The sequence below is a fragment of the Rhodococcus sp. 15-2388-1-1a genome (assembly GCF_002259145.1).
GTDB lineage: Bacteria > Actinomycetota > Actinomycetes > Mycobacteriales > Mycobacteriaceae > Rhodococcoides.
Genome location: NZ_NPFP01000027.1, coordinates 42,524 through 63,076, shown reverse-complemented (window position 1 = coordinate 63,076; position 20,553 = coordinate 42,524). Strand labels below are relative to the sequence as shown.

Sequence of the window (20,553 nt, the reverse complement as noted above, 5' to 3'; positions counted from 1 at the left end):
CGGTGCAGCGGATCGTGGCGCGTATCGCGACCTGTTCGGCGACGGCACTTCGGTCGGGTGGCTGCCGTGGATGGGACCGCTGTCCCGCAATACTTCCCGTCAGTTGGCGTGTGATTGTGTCCTCACTGCCATCGTGATGGACGAGAACGGCAACCCGTTGAACCTCGCCCGCACCGCCCGCACCGTCACCGCCAAACAACGTAAAGCTCTCACCGCCCGCGATCACGGTTGCGCGTTCCCCGGCTGCGGAAAACCTGCCGCCTGGACCGAAGGCCACCACATCTGGCACTGGGCAGACGGTGGCCCCACCGACATGAACAACCTCGTCCTACTCTGCGGATTCCACCACCGCCTCATGCACCACTCCGATTGGGAAGTGTTCATCGGCACCGACAACCACCCCTGGTTCATACCACCCGCAACCGTCGACCCCTACCGACAACCGAGACAATCGCACGCCCGCGCAGGCCCCCACATCGCCTGAACCCGCCCACACGCCATCCACCAACGACACCAGCCCCGCACCGAGAAGACGGTGCGGGGCTGGACGAGATTGTCCGGCAGGCTGATTCGGTCGAATCAAGGATCAGACACCGCGGTCGTGCCACATCTCCTCGAGCAGGTGTTGGAACAGGAACGACAGCGCGAGGTCTACTGACCTAGTTCGCGTCGAGCTTCGCGACAGCCTCGTCGATCATCGGCACATATCGCTCGAGTGCCCAGGGCACAGTCAGCGGATTGATGATGGACGAGCCGGTGACGAACGACTGATCCGTCGGTGCCACGACCGAACCGCGGGACACGGCCGGGATCTGCTTGTAGGCAGGCTGATTCTCGGTGTCGGTGCGGTTCTGCGGATCCGAGTAGAAGGTGAAGATCAGATCCGAGTCGTTCAACAGATTAGCGTTCTCCAACCCGATGACCGCCGAGTCGGTGCCCTCGGTCTCGTCGAGCGTGTTCACCACCGGATCGACCTGCAACCCGAGTGCTCGCACCATCGCAACGCGTTGCTCGTCGGCAAGAAACACTCCGAGTGTCCCCGGCCCTGTGTTGTAGATGTACGAGAAACTCACCCCCGCGTATTCGGGATGCTCGGTGGTGGCGTCGGCGAAGCGGCCCTTGATCTTCTCGATCTCGTCCGCCGCCTTCTGCTCCTCCCCCATGGCCTTGCCGATGACGGTGATCTGGTCTTCCCAGGTGATCGTCCACGGCTGCTCCTCGTACGCGACCACCGGTGCGAATGCGCTCATCTTGTCGAACTGATCCTGCGTGACGCCGGACCACGGGGCCAGAATCAGATCGGGTTCGAGGGCAGCCACGGCTTCGATGTTCAGTTCGGTTCCACCGGTGAACTGTTGGGGAAGTTCGGCACCCAGCTCGGTCACCGCGTCGTGAACCCACGGCAGATACCCGGTGTCGTCGGCACCCCACGAATACTCCTCGACGCCGACGGGAACGGTGCCCAGCGCGATCGCCGTTTCGGCCGAGCCCTGGCCGAGCGTGACGATGCGCTCCGCCTTCTCGGTGATGACAGCCTGGCCCAAGGCCGAGTCGATGGTGACGGTGGCAAACTCTCCGGAGTCGCCCTGTTCCGACTCGGCAGTATCGGTGCTCGAACACGCACCGACCACCAGGGCCGACACCGCGAGCGCGGACAGGAGGGACGCACGGCGAGTGAAACGTCGACCGGCCGTTGAAGCAGAGAACATGGAAACCTCTCGACAGACTAGCGGGTTGAAAGTAAGTCAAGGCTAACCTACAAGAGCCGTTCGAATGCACTGCACAGCGGGCGTTCGCTACGGTGGGAGCCATGAGCCTTCCTCGTCCCGCCCCTGATCGGACAGCCGTCGTGACCGGAGCGTCCTCGGGAATCGGAGCCGCGATCGCGCGCGTGCTCGCGTCCCGAGGCCATGGCGTCACCCTCGTCGCCCGGCGTACCGACAAGCTCGAAGACTTGGCACAGGAAATCCGCGCTCGGGGAGTCCGAGCCGACGTGCTCGCAGCAGACCTGTCCGATCGCAGCGCTCGCGCCGAACTACTGGACCGCATCACCGAGCTCGGCCTCATCCCGGACATCCTGATCAACAACGCCGGACTGTCCACGCTCGGACCGGTCGCAGAATCGGATCCGGATGCGGAAATGAACATGATCGAGGTCGACGTGGTCGCAGTTGCAGACCTCTGCACCCGATTTCTCCCCGGCATGACTCAGCGAGGACGCGGCGCACTGCTGAACGTCGCCTCGACTGCCGCCTTTCAACCTCTGCCCGGTCAGGCCGGCTACGGCGCGTGCAAGGCATTCGTGCTCTCGTACACGCAGTCTCTGACCGGTGAGCTGAAGGGAACGGGCGTGACCGCCACCGCACTGTGCCCCGGACCGGTACACACCGGATTCGGCGAGGCCGCAGGATTCGCGAAAGACGATGCTGAGAAAGCACTTCCACCGATCATGTGGGTGGACGCGGAAACGGTGGCCAGGACTGCCGTCGACGACATGGCCAAGGGGCGCATGGTGTCGATTCCGGGAGCGGCCAACCGCATCGGGTCCATCTTCGCGCAGATCACCCCGCGAACAGTGTTGGTGCCCATGCTCACTCGCATTCACCCCGGCCTGGGCAAGAACGCCCGCAAGGGAGCCTCGTCATGAGCCGCGAACTCACCGTCTCGGACAGCATCGTCATCGCTGCCGATCCGAACACGCTGTACGCCGCGATCAGCGACCCTACGCGGATGGGTGAGTGGAGCCCCGAAAACAGAGGTGCCACCGTCCACGAACCCCGCGAGAGTGCCTACGTGGGAATGGTGTTCGACGGAACCAACAAGCGCGGCCGAGCGAAGTGGGTCACTCGCTGCACCGTCACAGCGGCCGAGCCTGGCAAGACCTTCGAGTTCCGCGTCCACGCCATCGGCAAGAGCGCTCCGAAGATCAAGGGCGCGAACGCAACCTGGCGTTACGACTTCGAACCGGTCGCAGGTGGCACGAAAGTCACCGAGACCTGGACCGACGACCGGACGAAGTGGCCCGACGCGCTGGCTCTCGTGTTCGACAAGATCGTCACCAGCGGTAAGACGTTCCCGCAGTTCCAGCGTCGCAACATTCGCAAGACGCTGGAGAACCTGCAGAAGGTCTACGCCTGATCTCGAGCCTGCCGGGTGTACAGGCCGAGAACGTAGGACGCCTGCCCGGCATGCTGAAGGTCGTCGGACACCACCGACACCAGCCGCGCACCCAGGGTGACCGGCGGATCCCAGTTCTCGTCGACGATCCGGTCGAGATCGTCGGTCGAGATACTACTCAGGTAGGCAACGGTTTTCGAGTGCACGGCATCGTGGTACTCGCGCAGCAGTTCGGCGCTGGAGGTGACCTGAGCGACGTCCGAGGACGACTGGCCGTACCCGATGTCCGACTTGTCGAACGGTAGTCCGAAACGCTCGAACCACGAGTCCGACGTCCAGACCTGCTCACTCCCGGCCACGCCCGCGATGTGATCGTCCTGCACCCGCGTCAGGTGCCACAGCAACCACGCGATGCTGTTGGCGTCGGAATCGGGTCGATACGTCAGCGCGGCCGCGGGGATGTCGGCCAGTACCGAGTGGACGAGTTCCTTGATGCGGCCGAACGCGTCGGTGAGCAGGTCGTTGTGGTTCATTGATTACGCCTCTTTCGTCGAGCACTGATAACCAGTCATGCATACCCCGATTGCCTCGCAGGGAACATCGGGGCGGCCCGAGCGCGTTGGACCGGATATGACTGCTCCAGCAATTGTGTACACCCGCACCGGCGACTCGTCCGTCCTCGAACTGAAAGATCGCGAGGTGACCGAACCTGCCGCAGGCGAAGTCCGCGTGCGCATCGTGGTCTCGGGAGTGAATCCGACGGACTGGAAGAACAGAATCGGTTCCGGACCGGGTGAGAAGCTGGCATTCGACGAGGTGGTTCCGAACCAGGACGGTGCCGGAGTGATCGACGCCGTGGGCCCCGACGTCGACGGCGTCTCCGTTGGAGATCGGGTCTGGGTATACCTGGCCCAGCATCAGCGCCCGACCGGTACAGCCCAGTCTTTCGCAATCCTGCCTGCCTCCCGAGTGGTTCCGCTGCCGGATGGCGTCGGATTCGATGTGGGCGCAAGCCTCGGAGTGCCCGCGATGACGGCGCACCGCGCGCTGACCGTCTCCGAGGACGGACCCACCCGGCTGCACCCGGGCGCACTCGAGGGTAAGTCGGTACTCGTCGCCGGTGGTGCCGGTGCCGTCGGCCATGCCGCGATCCAATTGGCCCGCTGGGCGGGCGCGACCGTGGTGACGACGGTCAGCGGACCGGAGAAGGGCGCGCTGGCGACCGCGGCGGGCGCGCACCACGTGGTGAACTACAAGGCCGGCGACGCCGCCGTCGAAATTCGTGAATTGGTCCCTGCCGGAATCGATCTCATCGTCGAGGTTGCTCCCGCACAGAACGCCGCACTCAATGCTGCAGTGGGAGCGAACCGCGCCTCGATAGCGGTGTACGCCAACAACGGTGGCGACACCGTGACCCTCGACGTTCGACCCAACATGGTGCTCAACACTCGCTACCAGTTCGTCCTCCTGTACACCGTGGGCGACGAGGCTCTTCGCAACGCCGAGGCGGACGTCAGTGCTGCGGCAGCGGCAGGTGTGCTGGAGGTGGGCGAGGCCACCGGTCTACCGCTGCACCGCTTCTCGCTGAGCGAGACCGCCGCAGCGCACGACGCCGTCGAGAACGGAACCGTCGGCAAGGTGCTGATCGACGTCTCCAGCGAATAAGTCAGGTGATGACCGGCAACGTGGACCACGGGAAAACGATCCACCTGCCGGCCATACGCTGCCAGTAGTACTGCTGCTCAACTATTCTGAGATCGGCAGGCGCTGATGGACGCCCCAACATCGGAGGCCGCGGCTTCGGGGTGATCGCGTTCGGCACAGTCGTCGATGCGGGCAACCACGAATCGAGTGCACGCCCGGTCGGATCGGAGAAGACCAGGCTGGCCTCAGGTTGGGTAGAAGGCGTCGAGGTCGAATTCGCGGAGGTGGTGTTTCGTGCGGTCGATGTCTCCGGTGGTGGCCCACTCGAAAAACAACTGCGTCGCGTCATCAGCGGTGAACACCTCTTCGGAGTAGACGGTGAGGGAGTGTTTGCCGCTGAAGAAGGGGATTTCGACGGCGGGTTCGCCATATCGGGGGCCGGATCGGCCGATGACGAACAAGCGATGAACACCGTCGATGAGAAACCTCAACTCGACCGACATCGCCTGCGCCGACCCAGCGGCTTGAATGTAGCTTTCACTCATCGTGGTCTTTTCGTCGTCGCTGAGATCCTCGTAGTACCGGCCCTCCGGGACCTTCGAGACCGTCAACGCAGACCGCTGCATTCCATCGAACCGCGAGAGCAGCTGACCGAACTGCCAGGGAGCGTCGATCCGATGCTCGATCATTTTTTGCTTGCCGCCGTTGGATACGAACAGAAACATCAGGCTCCCTTCTGAGGCGGTGGTGTCGACTCATCGCCGGTACGGCGACGTCCACACCTGAGGTGTACCCGCCAGACGGGGCGAACGACGGGCGTCGAGACACTGCGCCCAGACAGTGGGGCAGGGGTGACCGGCAGAGCGGGCCGAGCGAGGATCCGGGTGCCAATGCGGGTCAGGTCGGGTAGCCGAGGGCACGGCGGAGGTCGAGAATGTCCTGGAGGTCGACATCGAGTGGCGCGTCACCGAGCCGAACCAAAGTACCGGCGGTCACGGTCTCGGTGTCGGCGACAGCAGGCAGCAGAGTGTGATCGAGAGGCACATGCGGTGGGATGAGAGTTTCCCACCCGATCTTGAGTTCCTTCGCCAGTCGGGTGTTGATGGCGCGTTGCCGGTCGAGGGCGTCGAGGCCGGTGAAATCGATGCCCAGTTCCCGTTGCGGTCGGGAATACTTGCTGACGCTCCAGCGCCCGTTCTCGGCGTTCCAGTGATCGAGGATCGCTTTGAGTACCGCATCCCCGACACGGGCGGTGAGCAGCTCGGATGCGTCCCCGACAGCGTGCTCCGGTCGAGGAAGAGTCACATTGACCAGGTTCGTTCCCGCGGTCGCTCCGACCGAGAAACTCACCGACTGCCTCTGCCGATGGTCGGGGTGCACGAAGTGGACCCCGTAGCCGGAGACGTAGGACCCTGTGGGTGGATCGTCTCGTTTTCTGCGTTGATAGATCCGGCGGAGTCCATCGATACTCAGATCCGCCGGACGACCGCTCTGGTGTTCCCCGAGCAGCAACAGCTCCGGCACGAGAGCGGGATCGATCGCGGTGAGGGTATCGAGGAACGCCCGGGTGGTGGCGGCGAGCTCGTCGACGCTCCGAGGACGACCGACGCTCTGCGAGCGATCACTCCAGTAGCCGATCACCGTCGGAGTGTGTAAATCCATCATCGTCGGATCCTTTCGAGCCAGTCAGCGAGCAACACCACATCGATCTCCTCGAGGTCGCCCTCGAAGCAAATCTCTTCCGCCTCGCGGAGAGTTCCTGCTCGAGTTCACTCCTGACATCGGATGTCGAACCGCGGGCGCGCCGCCATCGATACGGGTCGAGAAGGTCAGGACCGCACCGGTTTCGGCCATGCTGTCGCATCCTCGGCAGTCACTTTCGGATGCGCGACGATCACCGCGATGAACGCCGCAATCGACATACCCAAACCGTGCGACAACGTCGCAACCACCCTGTCACCCTCGAGCCATGCACTCGGATCCTCTTCGAGGAAATAACGAAACTGAGTATTCGACCGACCCAACAGGTGCGCAACGACACCGGGCCCGATCGTGCCGTTCCACATCCACGCCACGCTGCCCAGGTAACGGCCGCTGCGCCACGTCCGAAACGAATCGAGCACCCCCGCTGCGTAGCCTTTCACCGCATCCTCGAACCGGCCGAACGTCACCGACCCACCCTCGAGGTTGCGCTCGTCGCCCGACATCACCGCATACCCGCGCGCAGTCTTGCGCACCCCGTCATACCCGGCGAAGTACCCACGACTGCGTGGAAATTCGGTCACGACATACCCGTCACCGGAAAACACCGGATCGGTCCACTCCACCCCGAACGCAGCAACAATCACCGACCGCAAATACTCCACCGCCGCCGTGAACTGAGCCACCTCGCCATCGGTCAACGACCCCACACCAAGGGAATTGTTCTCCTCCGCCTCACGAAGAGGGTTCCTGATCATGTTCACTCCTGACTGGATGTGCTTCTCACGATGCCGAACCAGCCATACCGGTCGAAGGGTCAGGGTCGCACCGGTTTCGGCCATGCCGTCGCATCCTCGGCAGTCACCTTCGGATGCGCGACGATCACCGCAATGAACGCCGCAACCGACATACCCAAACCATGCGACAACGTCGCAACCACCTTGTCGCCTTCGAGCCATGCACTCGGATCATCTTCGAGGAAATAGCGAAAATCCGTGTCGTACGGCGGATTCAACGACTGCCTCACCACACCGGGTCCGGTCGTGCCGTTCCACATCCACGCCACACTGCCCAGGTAAAGGCCACTGCGCTCCATCCGAAACGAACGAATCACCCCAGCTGCGTAGCCTTTCACCGCATCCTCGAACCGGCCGAACGTCACCGACCCACCCTCGTAACCCCGCTCGTCGCCTGACATCACCGCATACCCACGCGCAGTCTTGCGCACCCCGCGATACCCGTCGAAGTACCCACCACCACTGCGTGGAAATTCGGTCACGACATACCCGTCACCGGTAAACACCGGATCGGTCCACTCCACCCCGAGCGCAGCAACAATCACCGACCGCAAATACTCCACCGCCGCCGTGAACTGAGCCACCTCGTCATCGGTCAACACCCCCACCCCGTGGGGATTGTTCTCCTCCGCCTCACGGAGAGGGTTCCTGGTCATACTCGCTCCTGACTGGATGTGTTTCTCACGATGCCGAACCAGCCATACCGGCCAAAGGGTCAGGGTCGCAACGGTTTCGGCCATGCTGTCGCATCCTCGGCAGTCACCTTCGGATGCGCGACGATCACCGCGATGAACGCCGCAATCGACATACCCAAACCATGCGAAAGTGTCGCTGCCGTCGTTCGGCCCTCGAGCCAGATACTCGGATCATCTTCGAGGGAATAGCGAAACTGTGTATTCGACCGATTCAACGGGTGCGCAACGACACCGGGCCCGATCGTGCCGTTCCACATCCACGCCACACTGCCCAGGTAACGGCCGCTGCGCTCCATCCGAAACGAACGAATCACCCCAGCCGCATAGCCTTTCACCGCATCCTCGAACCGGCCGAACGTCACCGACCCACCCTCACTGTTACGCTCGGATGCCGACATCACCGCATACCCGCGCGCAGTCTTGCGCACCCCTTCATACCCGTCGAAGTACCCACCACTGCGTGGAAATTCGGTCACGACATACCCGTCACCGGAAAACACCGGATCGGTCCACTCCACCCCGAACGCAGCAACAATCACCGACCGCAAATACTCCACCGCCGCCGTGAACTGAGCCACCTCGCCATCGGCCAACGCCCCCACCCCCTGGGGATTGTTCTCCTCCGCCTCACGAAGAGGATTCCTGGTCATACTCGCTCCTGACTGTGGTGACACCTGTCGATGCCGATCTCCCGCGGCCCGCCGAATACGCGCAAGGCCGCAGGTCACGGGGTAGCTCGCGGATAGACCAGTTCGATGATGTCCGCATCCATCATTTGCTCGATGGTCAGCCGGAAGTAGTTCGTGATGTCCGCGTAGTCAGTACTCCGACGCAGGGTCGGGAGTCCGGTCGTTGTGTCGATGCGGATGACCATGTATTGGGTCCCACCGCCAGGAGCAGCGAATGCCTCCTCAATTTCGCCCATGAGCACCGCGAGATTCGCCGGTAGCGGCTGACCGACGATGTATCGGTAGTACTCCTCGGCCGCACTCTCCGGCGGAACACTCCGAGTGGGAAACATATCGTGGTCCGCCCCGAGGAAGTAGCCGTTGGGTGAGCCGAAGCGGTCGAAGGCCGCTCCGGCCGGGAACTGCGATAGCCGTTCGTAGATCGGTCTTTTCGTGACGGTGTCGCAATCGAAACCGTAGTGCTTGGGGTAGTGGACACGCCCTCGACGTTGCTCCGTTCTCGACGACGCTCCGGCTTGGGCGAACGGACCGGAGGGCAAAGCAACCACGGAATCGAGCCGCAGAGCACTAAACAGCGCGTCACCGGCAGTACCGCTGGGGTCCCGGTTGTAGTCCACGACTGCTTTATGGCCTCGCCCGATCCCCGCAGATCCGACCCCACTTCGGCACGTCCGTCTATTCTGTTGCTACCGCTCACATTCGGAGAGAACCGAAACAGTAAGCGACGGAGGATCATGTCGGGTAGCCGAGGGCGCGGCGGAGATCGAGAATGTCCTCGAAGTCGACATCGAGTGGCGCGTCACCGAGCCGAACCAAAGTACCGGCGGTCACTGTCTCGATGTCGGCGACAGCAGGCAACAGAGTGCGGTCGAGAGGCACCTGCGGTGGGATGAGAGTTTCCCACCCGATCTGAAGTTCCTTCGCCCATCGTTTCCTGGCCTCGCGTCGCTCTGTCCATGATGTGCTCGATGCTTTACCGAGGACCAAGTCTCGCTGAGGTCGGGAATACTTTTCCAGGTCCCAGTGAGCTTCAGTGGCGTTCCAGTGGTCGAGGATCGCCTTGAGTACCGCATCCCCGACGCGGGCGGTGAGCAGTTCGGATGCGTCCCCGACGGCGTGCTCCGGTCGAGGAAGAGTCACATGGACGACGTTCGTTCCCGCGGTCGCTCCGACCGAGAAGCTCACCGACTGTCTCTGCCGGTGATCGGGGTGCACGAGGTGCACCGAGTAGCCGGAGACGTAGGACCCCGAGGGGGGATCGTCTTGTTTTCTGCGGTGGTAGATCCGGCGGAGTCCCTCGATACTCAGATCCGCCGGGTGACCGCTCTGGTGTTCCCCGAGCAGCAACAGCTCCGGCACGAGAGCGGGATCGATCGCGGCTAGGGTATCGAGGAACGCCCGGGTCGTGGCGGCGAGGTCCTCGGCGCTCCGAGGACGATCGACGCTCTGCGAGCGATCGTGCCAGTAGCCGATCACCGTCGGAGCGTGCAGATCGATCATCGTCGGATCCTTTCGAGCCAGTCGGCAAGTGACAATACGTCGATATTTTCTAGACCGTTCGCACTGAATACTCTCTCGGCGAGGTCGATGGTGTTCTCCTGCAACATTACCCAGATGTGTTCTATGTTCTGGCCCGTGGTGTCGAGGGCTCGGGCTTGTGCTTGGGCTTGATCACGCCATTTGACCTGCCAGATGTCTGCGCCCCAGGTGGTGGGGTTGCCGGCGGAGTCGAAGAGGAACGCGAAGTTGCCTTTGATTTCGGTGACGATGCCGTCGTCGGGGAACCAGCCGTCGAATTTGACTCCGTTGATGGTGTACGCGACGTCGCCGTCGATCCCGGTGGCCAATTCCTGGATCACCCGGTAATCCTTGAGTCGACCGTCGGGGGTGTAGCGGGGACCTTCGCCTGCGGGTGCCCAGAGTCGGGGTTCGCCGAGGTCCGGATAGTTCCCGAGGTCGGGATCGCCGATCTCGGGGCGTGCCAGTGCACCGATGTCGAGGGTGCCGTGACCGGGGACGTCGATGAAGTTCGGTGCGCTCTCGCCGTCGCCGAGTTTCGGGGCGTAGCTCGATTCCGGCGGCGATGTCGGTGCGGCAGGGGTGGACGAGGTCGGGGGTGCGGTGACGGTGGGCAGGTCGGTGGGGTCGTCGAGTGCGGTGGGGTCGTCGAGGTCGGTGGGGTCGAGAGCGTAGGGGTCGAAGTCGTCGAGGCCGGGCCGGCGCGGTGCCCCGGGAGCCTCGGGATCGGGGACGACCCGGTCGGTCTCGGTCGGTGCCGGGGTGATGGCGGCGGGATCACCCGATGTCGGGTCCATGGGGATGCCGGTGGGGTCGAGAGCGGGTACGGGCCGGTCTCGAGGCCGGGTCGATGTTCCGGGACCGAGGTTCGGCCGGGTGGGTGGTTTGGCCGAGATGATCAGGTCGTCGAGGCGTAGAGCTCCCGAGATCGCGCGTGTCCCGCGCAGTGGGGGAACGATCAAGCTCATGAGTTCCGGGGTCTGATCCACTACGGAGCCGGAGTCGAGGTGCTGCGACTGACGCAGGACCGGCTCGCCGGTACTCCAGTCGTAGAGGTACAGATTTCCGGTGGCATGGTCGAAGACCCGCCACGGTCGACCGTCGTCGTCGTAGGTGACCTGCAAGTTGCGGGTCAGCCCGTCCGGGTCGGTGTAGGTCCAGGCCCAGACGTTGTCCACCTCGCTGGCACGGCCCTCGAGGTCGCCGGGCTCGATCCCGCTCTCACTCACCGGCGGGGCCTGCGCAGACTCGAGCCGCGCCGCGGCATCGTCAGCGGCCTGCTCAGCGGCGGCTTGGTCTGCGGCCATCTGCTGATAGGTGTCGGTGGTCGCTTCGGTGGTGTAAGGCAAACCGGCATCGGTGCCGGTGCCGGTGCCGGTGTAGCGGTTGGTGGTGCCGTTACCTTGGTCGACGGTGAGGTCGGTACCGTCCTTGACGGTGTCGGTGGTCGGTTGATATGGGCTGTATCCGGGGTCGGGATCACCGACGACGGCGATACCGCCGGGTTGACCACTGATCGCGTCCTGCCCGTTGTACAACGGTATCGCCGTCATCTCTCTGCCGGTAGCGATGTTCTCACCACCGGACGGCGGGTCCGCGAGGATCGGATACAGAATGTTCTCGATGCCCACAGTGTCGACGACCTGGACCAGATGTCCGTCGCGGATCTCGAAGTGCGTGGGAATCGGTGTGCCGTCGGCGTCGTACGCCCACGGCGCGGCGACCGTCGACACCGGGTTTCCATCGGCGTCGACAACGGTCACCGAACCATCCGGATCGACCGACATGCGCCCCCCGGGCGGCACGTCGACAGGAATCACCGATTCGTGCGACGACGACCGGTCGTGGATCAAGAACAACGTACGACGACCCCCACCCGGATCGGGGACGGTGATCTTCGACTGCCCACCCTTGTCGTACTGCATCAACGGCGAAGCAACAGTGCCGACCGCTTGGGACAGTACCGATTCCGGAGTCCGGGCACCGAACGGGGAACGACGCCCACGCACTCCGATCCCGCCGGCGGTGAACGCGGCAGCACCGACCAACACCAGTTCGAGATAGCGATCACGCCCGTCGCCCTGGCCGAACCCCGCAGTCGGGGCTCCAGCGTCCGGAACCGGTTGCGCCGGTGCGGTATCCGAATCGGTGTCGGTGGGTATCGGTCCCGGCCCCCGATCGGGAACCGCAGTGGGTGCAGTCGATCCCGCAGGCTGCGGCGATGTCGGAGCACCACCACTGGTCGCCGTCGCAGCCGGGACTCCTGCAGGACTCTCACCACCCGGGGCCGCTGGTGCGCCGGGTGTCGCGGTCTGCACCACCCCCGGCACAGGGACAGGGCCGGGGCCGGGGACGATGGGGGTGCCGTTGTAGGTGGGGAAGTTTGTCGGAGCGTTCGCTCCGACGTTCGGGCCACCGCCGGGTGCTTGCGCGCCCGGCAATCCGGCGGTGCTCGTCGGCTGAGCAGTCGTGGTCGTCGACGGCGCGGTCAGGCACGGATTGATGTACTCGGGCGGGATCGGAGAGCCCGGCGGTAGAGAGGCAATCAAGTTCAGGTAGATCTGATGATCCCGCGCCCGCACCGCCGCACAATCCTCCGCCGGTCCCGCCGAGGCGGGTCCTGCTGTGAGCACGATCGCGGCACCGATCACCCCGGCAGCCCCGGTCAACAATGCCCCGGCAGCGAGCACTCCCGCCACCGACCTGCGCAGCGTCGGGTTCCTCGATGCCGCAATCGGTTTCGATATCGGTTCCGGCCTCATCGGTGGTCCTGGGCCGCCGTCTTCCGGACCGTGGCAACCAATCTGTCGGTGCCCCACCAGAACACCCGCCCTGCGATCGACATCCACAGAAAGAACGCCAGATACACCAGGATCGTCCCGTGATCGCCGGCCCATCCGGCGAGGCGTCCGATCACCGCGAACGCCACAATCAGCAACCCGAGCCCGAACACTGTCGCGATCACCGCCGTCGAGGTTTCGTTGCCTGCTGCACCGTGGCGGCGGGTCGGCGGGGTCATCGGGTCGGCCGGTGAAGTGGTCATCGAAAGTGAATGCCTTTCTCTTCCAGACAGAAACGCGGGACTCGAGATACCCGCAACCCGCTGGGTCGGAGAGCGGGAGGAGATGCATGTGGACAGGAAGAAGGTGTTCTCTACCAGGGGCAGTTGATGTACGAGGCGGCTGCGGCTGCCCACTTCCCGCTCGGCGGAAGGTAGAACTCGTAGGAAGCGCAACCGTTGGGGTACTGCGCAGCCCGAGCGGTCGCGATTGCCAGGACGTTGGCCGAGGAGTCGATCACCCTCTCCCACCCCTGCACCGGAATCGTGATATCCGCGTTGGCCAGAGCGGCTGGGATACCACTGTCACGGGCCGCGACGGTCAGGGCGTGATTGAGGGGAACCTGCACCACCGGCGCGCCGTAGTACGCCGGAAGCGGCCCTTCGGTCGTCACGGGAACAGCTGCAGCGGCCGGGGCGTTGGCAAGCAGAACCCCGCCGGCAGCAAGCGTGGCTGCTGTGGTGGTGGCTGCGATTCGCTTCGTACGAGTGAAAGACATGATGCTCCTCAGGTAAGGGTGAGTGCGGAAATTGTTGGTCGACAATCGAAATCGCTGCGCATGCATGTAGAGCCGTTGCCGGCTGGAATCGAAGTTGTGTGTCAGAGCCAAGTCGGGTCGGAGTACACGAACACACTGTTGTCCGAGGTCGCCGTCGACACCGCGAACTGCGCATAGGAGCGGACCGTGACCGGACCCATGCACGCATCGACCTTCACATGCACGTTCTCCGCCGTGATCGAGGCCTTCGACGCCTCGAGATCCTTCGTGCCCAGCGCAATCGTGGTGATCGTTCCCGGCGCGATGGTGGCCTGAATACTCGGGTTCACCGAGGCGTTGACACCGAGGTTCGCCGAGGGAACCCCCGAGATGGACACACCCACCGACGGACCGAACGAGAACCCGAGCCCCACACCGAGTCCGGAGGAGACATCGATCTGACACCCGATCTGCAGACCCTGTTCGATGTACCCGGTTTTCACCGCCGTGCCACCGGCACCGGTGATGGTGCCGGTAACCTTCGCCGAGACGAACCCCTCCCGCGTGAACGCCGTCGTCGCCACGTTCGGAACCGGGTTCACCGACAAGTTGCTGGCAGTAAGATCCAACGTCCAGCCGTCATCGGTGACCGTGCTCGCGAACTTGTCGGCCAACAGCGTCGGCGTCGCCGACGCACTGCCCGCGAACGCAAGCGAACCCACCATCACTGCCGCCGACACCACCACACAACCAGCCACAGCCCTCGATACGCCACGTCCCCGCACCGTCGAACCAGTCGTAGCGCGTGCCATCGTTTCCATGAGCGAGTCTCCGTACACGATTCGGTGATTCCATCGACCACAATGATTGCTGAAAGATAACTGAAAATCCTGTCGGGACGGTACAACACCCCACACATCCACGACAGGCCCTTGACACCCGAATCACGCCGGCGACACCCCCACCCGGACGTGACAGAAACATCTCCGGACACGCACGACCAGGCGATCTACCGCACCACAGCGAGTGACGCGCCTCATAGTCACAGAATGGTGACGACCCATAGAGAACGAAAACTTCCAGTAACCCTGACGCAGTAGGGATTACGAGGGCACGCTCTGCAATGTCCGAAGCCGCGCTTCCCCAGCGAGTCGGTTTCGAGCCACTCGACGGGCTTCACAGAACTGCTGTTTGCCGCGGCTCCGAGGCGGCACCCTCCACGCACCGTATGTACTATCTGTCGTACCGCGATGCCCGCGGGCATGCACTGTGCGAGTTCGAGAGGCAGCTTCAACGGTGACACGACACCTGAATTCGGCAGCGTCGACGCCGATCATTCCCACAGCAGGCGTGCTCAGTTGCTGAGAGCGGCAGGCTGCGCAGCGACCTTCCTTCTCGTTCCGGCCACGGTGACCGTTTTGGCCAGAACGGTCGTAGCTCGCGCCGGCCGCACAGAAGGCGTCCAGCACAGCACCGAAGGCTGCAGCGGGTGCGGTCTGGTCGTCTACGACGGCCGCCGAGTTGCTGCGATGATCGCGCCCGAACCTGGCTGGACCATGGGTGACGACGAGCAGTATTGCCCAGACTGCTCGGCCACCAGATTCCACACCTGGGGCTACACGTAGCAGTCGAACACGGTGCGCCGATGATCTTTCGAACTCCGGCCGACACGATCGATCACGTCGACCACCCCGGCCCGACGGCGCAGTCGCCCAGACCGGCAGCTCAGGTGATGACCGGCAGCGTGGACCATGGAAAGTTGATCCACTTGTCGGTCTCGCGCCACGAATAATCCGGCTGCACAATGGTTCTCGGCTTGGTGTAGATGACTGCCGACCGCACGTCGGCGGTATGAGCCTTCAGTAGGTCGATGACCAGAGCCAGCGTGCGGCCGGAGTCGGCCACGTCGTCGACGACGAGCAGCTTCTTGCCGACGATTGCGTCGGTGTCCAGAAGAGGTTCGAGGACAACAGGATCGGGCAGGGTCTCCTCGATGTCGGAGTAGAACTCGACATTGAGGGTGCCGGCAGCCTTGACGCCCATCGCGTAGGAGATCGCACCCGCGGGGATGAGCCCACCGCGAGCGATCGCGATGACGATGTCCGGAACGAACCCGTCGTCGACGATCTTCTCGGTCAGGTCGCGCGACGCGTCTCCGAACGTCGCCCACGTCAGCACTTCACGTTCCGGTTCGGTCATGCCGCATCACTCTACCCACAGCAAATTTGCCGATACAGCAAATAGGTTTGCGTCAACGGCCAGCAGCGGGCAGTCTCGAACCATGGCCGACCACACACATGCTCACACCCATCCCGCCGACCGGACCCACGCAGAGCCGGATTTCGAGAACGGTGCCTTCGACGAAGCATTCTGGGACGACCTCTACAACCAGCGCACCACCATCTGGAGCGGAAATCCCAACGCCGTGTTGGTACAGGAAGCGTCCGCGCTGACTCCGGGACGCGCCCTGGACATCGGCTGCGGGGAAGGTGCCGACTCGCTGTGGTTGGCCGGTCAAGGCTGGAACGTGACCGGTGTCGACATCTCCGACGTCGCCCTCGGCCGCGCTCGCGCAGCACAACAAGCACTCGAGCCGCGGACACTCGCGGTGACCTGGCAACAGGAGGACGTTCTGGACTGGACTCCGCCGGCAACGGCGTTCGATCTGGTGTCGGTGCACTTCCTCCAGGTGCCACCGGACGAACTCGAACTGACCACCCGCAGGTTCGCCGCCGCGATCGCACCGAAGGGACGACTGCTGATCGTCGGCCACAGCCCCAGCGACAGCCACGCCTCGCAGCACCCGGCCAAGCACCGACTGTTCGTTCCGGAACCGGTCGTCGCTGCGGCCGGCGACGGGTTCGAGGTGATCCACGCCGAACATCGCACCCGCATCACGCCCGACGGCGACGAGCGCATCGACACGGTCGTGGTGCTGCAGCGCCGCTAAACTCGGGCGGTGTTCTCACCGTCGACCTATCGAATTCCCCTGGCGGTCACGTTCGTGGTGGCGCTGATCGTACTGTTCACCCCCGCGTCCGGGGTGCCCTCGGGATTTCAGCACAGCGACAAGATCATCCACTTCGTACTGTTCGCGGCCCTGGCGTATACGTCGCGACTGGCCGGAATCGACTGGGTCAGGACCGCGCTGTGGGTACTGGCATTCGCGGCGATCTCGGAGGTCCTGCAGGCGAACCTGCCTCTGGGGCGCTCCGGATCGGTCGCCGACGCTCTGGCCGACGCTGCCGGAGTCGCGGTGGGCTCGGTCGCGGCGAGCCGGGTTCTACCGCAGCGCGTCAGGAAAGCCGCGGACCTGCACTAGACTGATTCTGCACCGGGTTTCCTCGGCCAGCGAGTTCACTCCGGAAGGAACGCCATCACCTCGTCTTCTGCCCCGCACGATATCTACCTCGTTCCACCGGAGCACGAGACCAACGATGCCGTCACCAGAGAATCAGCAGCATCCGCAGCACGCCTGAGCGAACGATCCGACGTGGTCAGCCACGACGGCCGCTACGCCCTGACGATCACCTCCACCACCCCACACCAGGCGATGGTCGAGGATCTACTGTTCGTCCGCGCCGTGCTCGACTCCGCGCGAATCAAGTACCTACTCGTTCGCGGCAACGACGAACGCCCGGTCATTGCCATCGAGTTGGCTGCCCGAGACGCGCTCACCACCGCACTGGTACACGCCTGCCGCGCCGAGCCGTTCTACTCGAAGACCGTCGACGCCCGCGGGAAAGCAGTACTGGTCGCCGACGGCACACTCTCGCCGTCCGCGAACGCACGGATCGTGCGCCTGTACCGACCGCGCGTCGAGCCGTTCAGCGGCTTGTACTACGGCGCGTCGACGGCGGTGCAGATCGAACTGTGGTCGTTCTCCCCGGCCGAGATCGTGCTGCCGATCGAGAACTCGCTGACCCGACGCAACATCCGGCCCGACGAGGCCGTCCGCGGCACCGTCGAACGCTTCGGACGAACCTGGCCGACCATCGAGAACATGTTCGCCGACCACGCGTCGGACATCAATTTCGACATCGACATCGTGTTCTCCTGGGTCGACGGCTCGTCGGCAGAGTTCCAGGCTCAGCGTGCGCGGCGGATGGCGAACTACGTCGTCGGTGAGGGCGACGATTCGGCTGCCCGATACCGGCAGATCGACGAACTGAAGTACGCGCTGCGGTCGATTCACATGTACGCACCGTGGATCAGGCGCATCTTCGTGGCCACCGACTCGGCGAGGCCGGCGTGGCTCGCCGACCACCCCAAGGTGACCTTTGTGCCGAGCGAGGCCTTCTTCGTCGACACCTCCGTTCTGCCGACCCACAATTCGCAGGCCGTCGAAAGCCAGCTGCACCACATCCCCGGATTGTCCGAGCACTTCCTGTACTCGAACGACGACATGTTCTTCGGCCGACCGGTCAGCCCGTCGATGTTCTTCTCCCCCGGCGGAATCAGTATGTTCATCGAAGCGACAACGCGAATCGGGTTGGGCTACAGCGACGCCGACCGCAGCGGCTTCGAGAACGCGGCGCGGGTGAACCGTCGGATCCTGCAGGACCGATTCGGGATGACCACAACCCGGCATCTCGAACATGCAGCAACTCCGTTGCGCCGCAGCGTGATGCAGCAGATGGAAAACGAGTTTCCGGACGAGTTCGCCTCGACTGCGGCGAGCGCATTCCGAGCGAGTACCAACATCTCGGTGACGAACTCGCTGTACCACTACTACGCGTTGATGAGCGGGCGCGCGGTGGTGCAGAAGGACGCGAAGGTTCGGTACATCGACACCACGTCCGTGGCAGGTCTCGACTTGATGGAGAAGCTGCTCCCCAAGCGATCGGTCGACTTCTTCTGCCTCAACGACGGCAGCTTCCCGGAAGTCGACCTGGATCTGCGCACCAGGACCGTGACTCAGTTCCTGGACAAGTACTTCCCCATCGTCGCGCCGTGGGAACGCGAACAGCGCTAGGCGTCGCTGAACGTCTTTCGGCGGGCACTGTCTGCGATGGTGACTCCCGCTGCACTCAGCCTGCGTGCGGTCTCCTCCGCCGAGACCGGTTCTCCCACAGTGTCGTACGACCCTGTGGGCACCACCGAATGGACTACGGTGTTTTCGTAGACGTGGACGAGATTGTATCCCTGGGCACCGTCGCGTCCGCGTAATCCGCCCGCGGGCACATTGAGATCCTGGGTGTAGCACGTGGCCGACGCCACCGAGACGGGTATACCCGCGAAGGTTGCCGTCGTCGAATAGTGCAGGTGCCCAGCAAGAATGGACCGCACATCGGTTCCGCGTAGCACGTCCGCCAGCCGAGGCTGATCGATCAGCTCCACCAGCACTGCGAGATCGAGCACCGTCGGCACCGGCGGATGATGCATCGCCAGGATCGTGCCGAACTCGGCGGGCGTCGCGAGTGTGTCTGCCAGCCAGGCCAATTGCTCGTCACCGAGCTCGCCGTGATGCCTTCCCGGGACCGTCGTGTCGAGGGTGACGATACGAAGACCGTCGACGTCGTGCACCCGGTCGATCGACTGCCCGGTCGGTTCGGCGTCGAGAAGCTTCTGACGGAAAGTCGCCCGGTCGTCATGATTGCCCATCGCCCAGACGATCTGTGCGCCGAGTTCCTCGGCCACCGGCTCGACCAACGCCCGCAGCTTCTCGTACGCGCCCGGCTCACCCTTGTCGGTCAGATCCCCCGTGAACACCAATGCGTCGGGCCGCACACCGGAGTTGCGTACGTCGGTCATCACCTGCTCGAGCCGCAATTGACTGTCCACGCCGCCGTACAACCGACCTCCGCCGTCGACGAGATGCGTGTCGCTCACATGCAGCAAGCAGTGATGGGGACGTGGGTACTCGGCCATCCGAGACTTCATCGAACTCTCGCTCACGATCGGACCTACCGTTTCACGTTCACCCGGCCGGGCGAACGCCACTGCTGCAAGCCAAGCATACGAGCGTTCACTGAGAAAAAGCTGGTCGGATCTACGTGGTGAACACCGCACGAACATCCGGCGTGTGACAGGTTGAGAGCATGACGAAACCGAAGCTGACCACCCTTCTCGCAACTGCCGGACTGACAGTGGGGTCGATGGTCGGCATCGGCGTCGCGCCCGCCGCCGCGCAGGAGCTGCCGACCGTGGTGCTGGTGCACGGAGCCTTCGCGGACAACACCAGCTGGGACGGCGTCGCCGAGAACCTACGCGGCCGCGGTTACCCCGTGGTGACTGCGGACAACTCACTGCGCGGACCGGCCGTCGACGCGGCCTCGGTCACCGATGTCGTCGAGAGTATCGACGGTCCGGTGATCCTGGTGGGCCACTCCTACGGCGGCACGGTGATCAGTAACGTGCACGCCGACAACGTCGAGGCATTGGTCTACGTCGCGGCCTTCATGCCGGTCGAAGGCGAACCCGTCGCCCTGGAACTCGACCCCATCCGATTCCCGGTGACCGCGCTGGTGCCGCCGGTGATCGGCCTGTCGATCGTCGACGACTCCTCCAACCTGATCGGTAAGAACGTCGACTCGTACATCACACCCGCCCTGTTCCGGCCGTTCTTCGCCCCTGACGTCACCGAGGAGCAAGCCGCGCGGATGGCTGCGCATCAGAAGACCATCGCCGCCGGAGCACTGCTCGAGCCGAGCGGTCCGCCGTCCTGGGCACACACGCCGTCGTGGGCGTTGGTCCCCCAGCAGGATCAGATCATCCCGGCATCGGCCGAGCGGTTCATGGCGCAGCGCGCCGGTGCCCAGGTGACCGAGGTTCCGGGTTCGCACGCGATCCTGGTTTCCAATCCCGCTGCCGTGGCCGACCTTGTCGCCGAGGCGGATTCGGGCAGCTGACACC

Annotated in this window: 24 protein-coding genes; 9 read left to right on the top strand and 15 right to left on the bottom strand. The window is 64.0% G+C overall.

The window, feature by feature from the left end; translation table 11 throughout:
- On the top strand, positions 1–484 hold a 484-nt coding region (locus tag CH302_RS16770; protein ID WP_141216671.1), incomplete at its 5' end, for an HNH endonuclease signature motif containing protein.
- Between the two features lie 175 nt (positions 485–659).
- Here CH302_RS16770 and CH302_RS16765 read toward each other — a convergent pair.
- Positions 660–1,709, bottom strand: a complete 1,050-nt coding sequence (locus CH302_RS16765; protein ID WP_037190282.1) for an iron-siderophore ABC transporter substrate-binding protein — start codon at positions 1,707–1,709, stop codon at positions 660–662.
- Positions 1,710–1,810: 101 nt separating this feature from the next.
- Here CH302_RS16765 and CH302_RS16760 point away from each other — a divergent pair, with 101 nt between their 5' ends.
- Entirely contained in the window at positions 1,811–2,647 is an 837-nt protein-coding gene (locus CH302_RS16760) for an SDR family NAD(P)-dependent oxidoreductase (RefSeq protein ID WP_037190343.1), read from the top strand.
- Positions 2,644–3,138, top strand: a complete 495-nt coding sequence (locus CH302_RS16755) for an SRPBCC family protein (RefSeq protein ID WP_037190283.1) — start codon at positions 2,644–2,646, stop codon at positions 3,136–3,138. Before CH302_RS16760 ends, CH302_RS16755 begins: the two co-directional genes overlap by 4 nt.
- On the opposite strand, the gene CH302_RS16750 is transcribed toward CH302_RS16755, so the two are convergent.
- Positions 3,129–3,650, bottom strand: a complete 522-nt coding sequence (locus CH302_RS16750) for a mycothiol transferase (protein ID WP_037190284.1) — start codon at positions 3,648–3,650, stop codon at positions 3,129–3,131. The genes CH302_RS16755 and CH302_RS16750 overlap by 10 nt on opposite strands.
- A gap of 97 nt (positions 3,651–3,747) precedes the next feature.
- Between CH302_RS16750 and CH302_RS16745 the strand changes: the two genes are divergently transcribed.
- Positions 3,748–4,782, top strand: a complete 1,035-nt coding sequence (locus CH302_RS16745) for an NADPH:quinone reductase (RefSeq protein ID WP_037190285.1) — start codon at positions 3,748–3,750, stop codon at positions 4,780–4,782.
- Positions 4,783–5,006: 224 nt separating this feature from the next.
- Here CH302_RS16745 and CH302_RS16740 read toward each other — a convergent pair whose 3' ends face one another.
- From CH302_RS16740 to CH302_RS16690, 11 genes are all read right to left on the bottom strand, one after another.
- A complete protein-coding gene (locus CH302_RS16740) occupies positions 5,007–5,486 on the bottom strand; it encodes a hypothetical protein (protein WP_052047598.1) in 480 nt (159 codons plus the stop codon).
- A gap of 172 nt (positions 5,487–5,658) precedes the next feature.
- Entirely contained in the window at positions 5,659–6,426 is a 768-nt protein-coding gene (locus CH302_RS16735; RefSeq protein ID WP_141216670.1) for a hypothetical protein, read from the bottom strand.
- Between the two features lie 164 nt (positions 6,427–6,590).
- Complete coding sequence (locus CH302_RS16730; protein WP_094649988.1) at positions 6,591–7,304, bottom strand: hypothetical protein; 714 nt, start codon at positions 7,302–7,304, stop codon at positions 6,591–6,593.
- The gene (locus tag CH302_RS16725; RefSeq protein ID WP_037191237.1) at positions 7,280–7,915 is read right to left on the bottom strand and encodes a hypothetical protein; all 636 of its coding nucleotides are present in this window, start codon (positions 7,913–7,915) and stop codon (positions 7,280–7,282) included. The genes CH302_RS16730 and CH302_RS16725 overlap by 25 nt, the downstream gene beginning before the upstream one ends.
- A 59-nt stretch (positions 7,916–7,974) precedes the next feature.
- Positions 7,975–8,604 (bottom strand): hypothetical protein, encoded by a 630-nt coding sequence (locus CH302_RS16720; protein ID WP_094649987.1) that lies wholly within the window; start codon positions 8,602–8,604, stop codon positions 7,975–7,977.
- 74 nt (positions 8,605–8,678) lie between these two features.
- Complete coding sequence (locus tag CH302_RS16715) at positions 8,679–9,260, bottom strand: TNT domain-containing protein (protein WP_037190289.1); 582 nt, start codon at positions 9,258–9,260, stop codon at positions 8,679–8,681.
- Between the two features lie 115 nt (positions 9,261–9,375).
- Positions 9,376–10,143: a hypothetical protein gene (locus tag CH302_RS16710; RefSeq protein WP_052047600.1), complete on the bottom strand. Its 768-nt coding sequence runs from the start codon at positions 10,141–10,143 to the stop codon at positions 9,376–9,378.
- Complete coding sequence (locus CH302_RS16705; RefSeq protein WP_094649986.1) at positions 10,140–12,923, bottom strand: Tox-REase-5 domain-containing protein; 2,784 nt, start codon at positions 12,921–12,923, stop codon at positions 10,140–10,142. The genes CH302_RS16710 and CH302_RS16705 overlap by 4 nt, the downstream gene beginning before the upstream one ends.
- Positions 12,920–13,204 (bottom strand): hypothetical protein, encoded by a 285-nt coding sequence (locus tag CH302_RS16700; RefSeq protein WP_230596249.1) that lies wholly within the window; start codon positions 13,202–13,204, stop codon positions 12,920–12,922. The genes CH302_RS16705 and CH302_RS16700 overlap by 4 nt, the downstream gene beginning before the upstream one ends.
- Positions 13,205–13,314: 110 nt before the next feature.
- On the bottom strand, positions 13,315–13,719 hold the full coding sequence (locus CH302_RS16695; RefSeq protein WP_141216669.1) for a hypothetical protein: 405 nt from the start codon (positions 13,717–13,719) through the stop codon (positions 13,315–13,317).
- Positions 13,720–13,820: 101 nt separating this feature from the next.
- Positions 13,821–14,423 carry an MspA family porin gene (locus tag CH302_RS16690; protein WP_230596250.1) on the bottom strand — a complete coding sequence of 201 codons (603 nt, stop codon included), beginning with the start codon at positions 14,421–14,423 and terminating at the stop codon, positions 13,821–13,823.
- A gap of 525 nt (positions 14,424–14,948) precedes the next feature.
- On the opposite strand from CH302_RS16690, the gene CH302_RS16685 reads away from it, so the two are divergent.
- Positions 14,949–15,323: a hypothetical protein gene (locus tag CH302_RS16685; RefSeq protein WP_141216668.1), complete on the top strand. Its 375-nt coding sequence runs from the start codon at positions 14,949–14,951 to the stop codon at positions 15,321–15,323.
- Between the two features lie 100 nt (positions 15,324–15,423).
- Here CH302_RS16685 and CH302_RS16680 read toward each other — a convergent pair whose 3' ends face one another.
- Positions 15,424–15,897, bottom strand: a complete 474-nt coding sequence (locus CH302_RS16680) for a phosphoribosyltransferase (RefSeq protein ID WP_037190294.1) — start codon at positions 15,895–15,897, stop codon at positions 15,424–15,426.
- A gap of 82 nt (positions 15,898–15,979) precedes the next feature.
- On the opposite strand from CH302_RS16680, the gene CH302_RS16675 reads away from it, so the two are divergent.
- The 3 genes from CH302_RS16675 to CH302_RS16665 all read left to right on the top strand — a co-directional run bounded on the left by CH302_RS16675 (position 15,980) and on the right by CH302_RS16665 (position 18,673).
- Positions 15,980–16,648 carry a class I SAM-dependent methyltransferase gene (locus CH302_RS16675; RefSeq protein ID WP_052047603.1) on the top strand — a complete coding sequence of 223 codons (669 nt, stop codon included), beginning with the start codon at positions 15,980–15,982 and terminating at the stop codon, positions 16,646–16,648.
- A gap of 9 nt (positions 16,649–16,657) precedes the next feature.
- On the top strand, positions 16,658–17,020 hold the full coding sequence (locus CH302_RS16670; RefSeq protein ID WP_037190297.1) for a VanZ family protein: 363 nt from the start codon (positions 16,658–16,660) through the stop codon (positions 17,018–17,020).
- 153 nt (positions 17,021–17,173) lie between these two features.
- On the top strand, positions 17,174–18,673 hold the full coding sequence (locus CH302_RS16665; protein ID WP_170945947.1) for a stealth family protein: 1,500 nt from the start codon (positions 17,174–17,176) through the stop codon (positions 18,671–18,673).
- Here the strand turns inward: CH302_RS16665 and CH302_RS16660 are convergent.
- Positions 18,670–19,581 (bottom strand): phosphodiesterase, encoded by a 912-nt coding sequence (locus CH302_RS16660; protein ID WP_037190353.1) that lies wholly within the window; start codon positions 19,579–19,581, stop codon positions 18,670–18,672. The two genes, CH302_RS16665 and CH302_RS16660, sit on opposite strands and share 4 nt — an antisense overlap.
- A 158-nt stretch (positions 19,582–19,739) precedes the next feature.
- Between CH302_RS16660 and CH302_RS16655 the strand changes: the two genes are divergently transcribed.
- Complete coding sequence (locus CH302_RS16655; RefSeq protein ID WP_037190300.1) at positions 19,740–20,549, top strand: alpha/beta fold hydrolase; 810 nt, start codon at positions 19,740–19,742, stop codon at positions 20,547–20,549.
- Positions 20,550–20,553 lie beyond the last annotated feature (4 nt).

What these genes read in the sequence shown, in the direction of transcription:
- CH302_RS16730 (WP_094649988.1), bottom strand. Translation starts at nt 7,304, where the DNA reads ATGGCCGAAACCGGTGCGACCCTGACCCTTCGACCGGTATGGCTGGTT.
- CH302_RS16740 (WP_052047598.1), bottom strand. Translation starts at nt 5,486, where the DNA reads ATGTTTCTGTTCGTATCCAACGGCGGCAAGCAAAAAATGATCGAGCAT.
- CH302_RS16690 (WP_230596250.1), bottom strand. Translation starts at nt 14,423, where the DNA reads ATGGTGGGTTCGCTTGCGTTCGCGGGCAGTGCGTCGGCGACGCCGACG.
- CH302_RS16660 (WP_037190353.1), bottom strand. Translation starts at nt 19,581, where the DNA reads ATGAAGTCTCGGATGGCCGAGTACCCACGTCCCCATCACTGCTTGCTG.
- CH302_RS16710 (WP_052047600.1), bottom strand. Translation starts at nt 10,143, where the DNA reads ATGATCGATCTGCACGCTCCGACGGTGATCGGCTACTGGCACGATCGC.
- CH302_RS16685 (WP_141216668.1), top strand. Translation starts at nt 14,949, where the DNA reads ATGCCCGCGGGCATGCACTGTGCGAGTTCGAGAGGCAGCTTCAACGGT.
- CH302_RS16765 (WP_037190282.1), bottom strand. Translation starts at nt 1,709, where the DNA reads ATGTTCTCTGCTTCAACGGCCGGTCGACGTTTCACTCGCCGTGCGTCC.
- CH302_RS16695 (WP_141216669.1), bottom strand. Translation starts at nt 13,719, where the DNA reads ATGTCTTTCACTCGTACGAAGCGAATCGCAGCCACCACCACAGCAGCC.
- CH302_RS16760 (WP_037190343.1), top strand. Translation starts at nt 1,811, where the DNA reads ATGAGCCTTCCTCGTCCCGCCCCTGATCGGACAGCCGTCGTGACCGGA.
- CH302_RS16750 (WP_037190284.1), bottom strand. Translation starts at nt 3,650, where the DNA reads ATGAACCACAACGACCTGCTCACCGACGCGTTCGGCCGCATCAAGGAA.
- CH302_RS16675 (WP_052047603.1), top strand. Translation starts at nt 15,980, where the DNA reads ATGGCCGACCACACACATGCTCACACCCATCCCGCCGACCGGACCCAC.
- CH302_RS16705 (WP_094649986.1), bottom strand. Translation starts at nt 12,923, where the DNA reads ATGAGGCCGGAACCGATATCGAAACCGATTGCGGCATCGAGGAACCCG.
- CH302_RS16735 (WP_141216670.1), bottom strand. Translation starts at nt 6,426, where the DNA reads ATGATGGATTTACACACTCCGACGGTGATCGGCTACTGGAGTGATCGC.
- CH302_RS16755 (WP_037190283.1), top strand. Translation starts at nt 2,644, where the DNA reads ATGAGCCGCGAACTCACCGTCTCGGACAGCATCGTCATCGCTGCCGAT.
- CH302_RS16655 (WP_037190300.1), top strand. Translation starts at nt 19,740, where the DNA reads ATGACGAAACCGAAGCTGACCACCCTTCTCGCAACTGCCGGACTGACA.
- CH302_RS16680 (WP_037190294.1), bottom strand. Translation starts at nt 15,897, where the DNA reads ATGACCGAACCGGAACGTGAAGTGCTGACGTGGGCGACGTTCGGAGAC.
- CH302_RS16725 (WP_037191237.1), bottom strand. Translation starts at nt 7,915, where the DNA reads ATGACCAGGAACCCTCTCCGTGAGGCGGAGGAGAACAATCCCCACGGG.
- CH302_RS16745 (WP_037190285.1), top strand. Translation starts at nt 3,748, where the DNA reads ATGACTGCTCCAGCAATTGTGTACACCCGCACCGGCGACTCGTCCGTC.
- CH302_RS16700 (WP_230596249.1), bottom strand. Translation starts at nt 13,204, where the DNA reads ATGACCACTTCACCGGCCGACCCGATGACCCCGCCGACCCGCCGCCAC.
- CH302_RS16720 (WP_094649987.1), bottom strand. Translation starts at nt 8,604, where the DNA reads ATGACCAGGAATCCTCTTCGTGAGGCGGAGGAGAACAATCCCCAGGGG.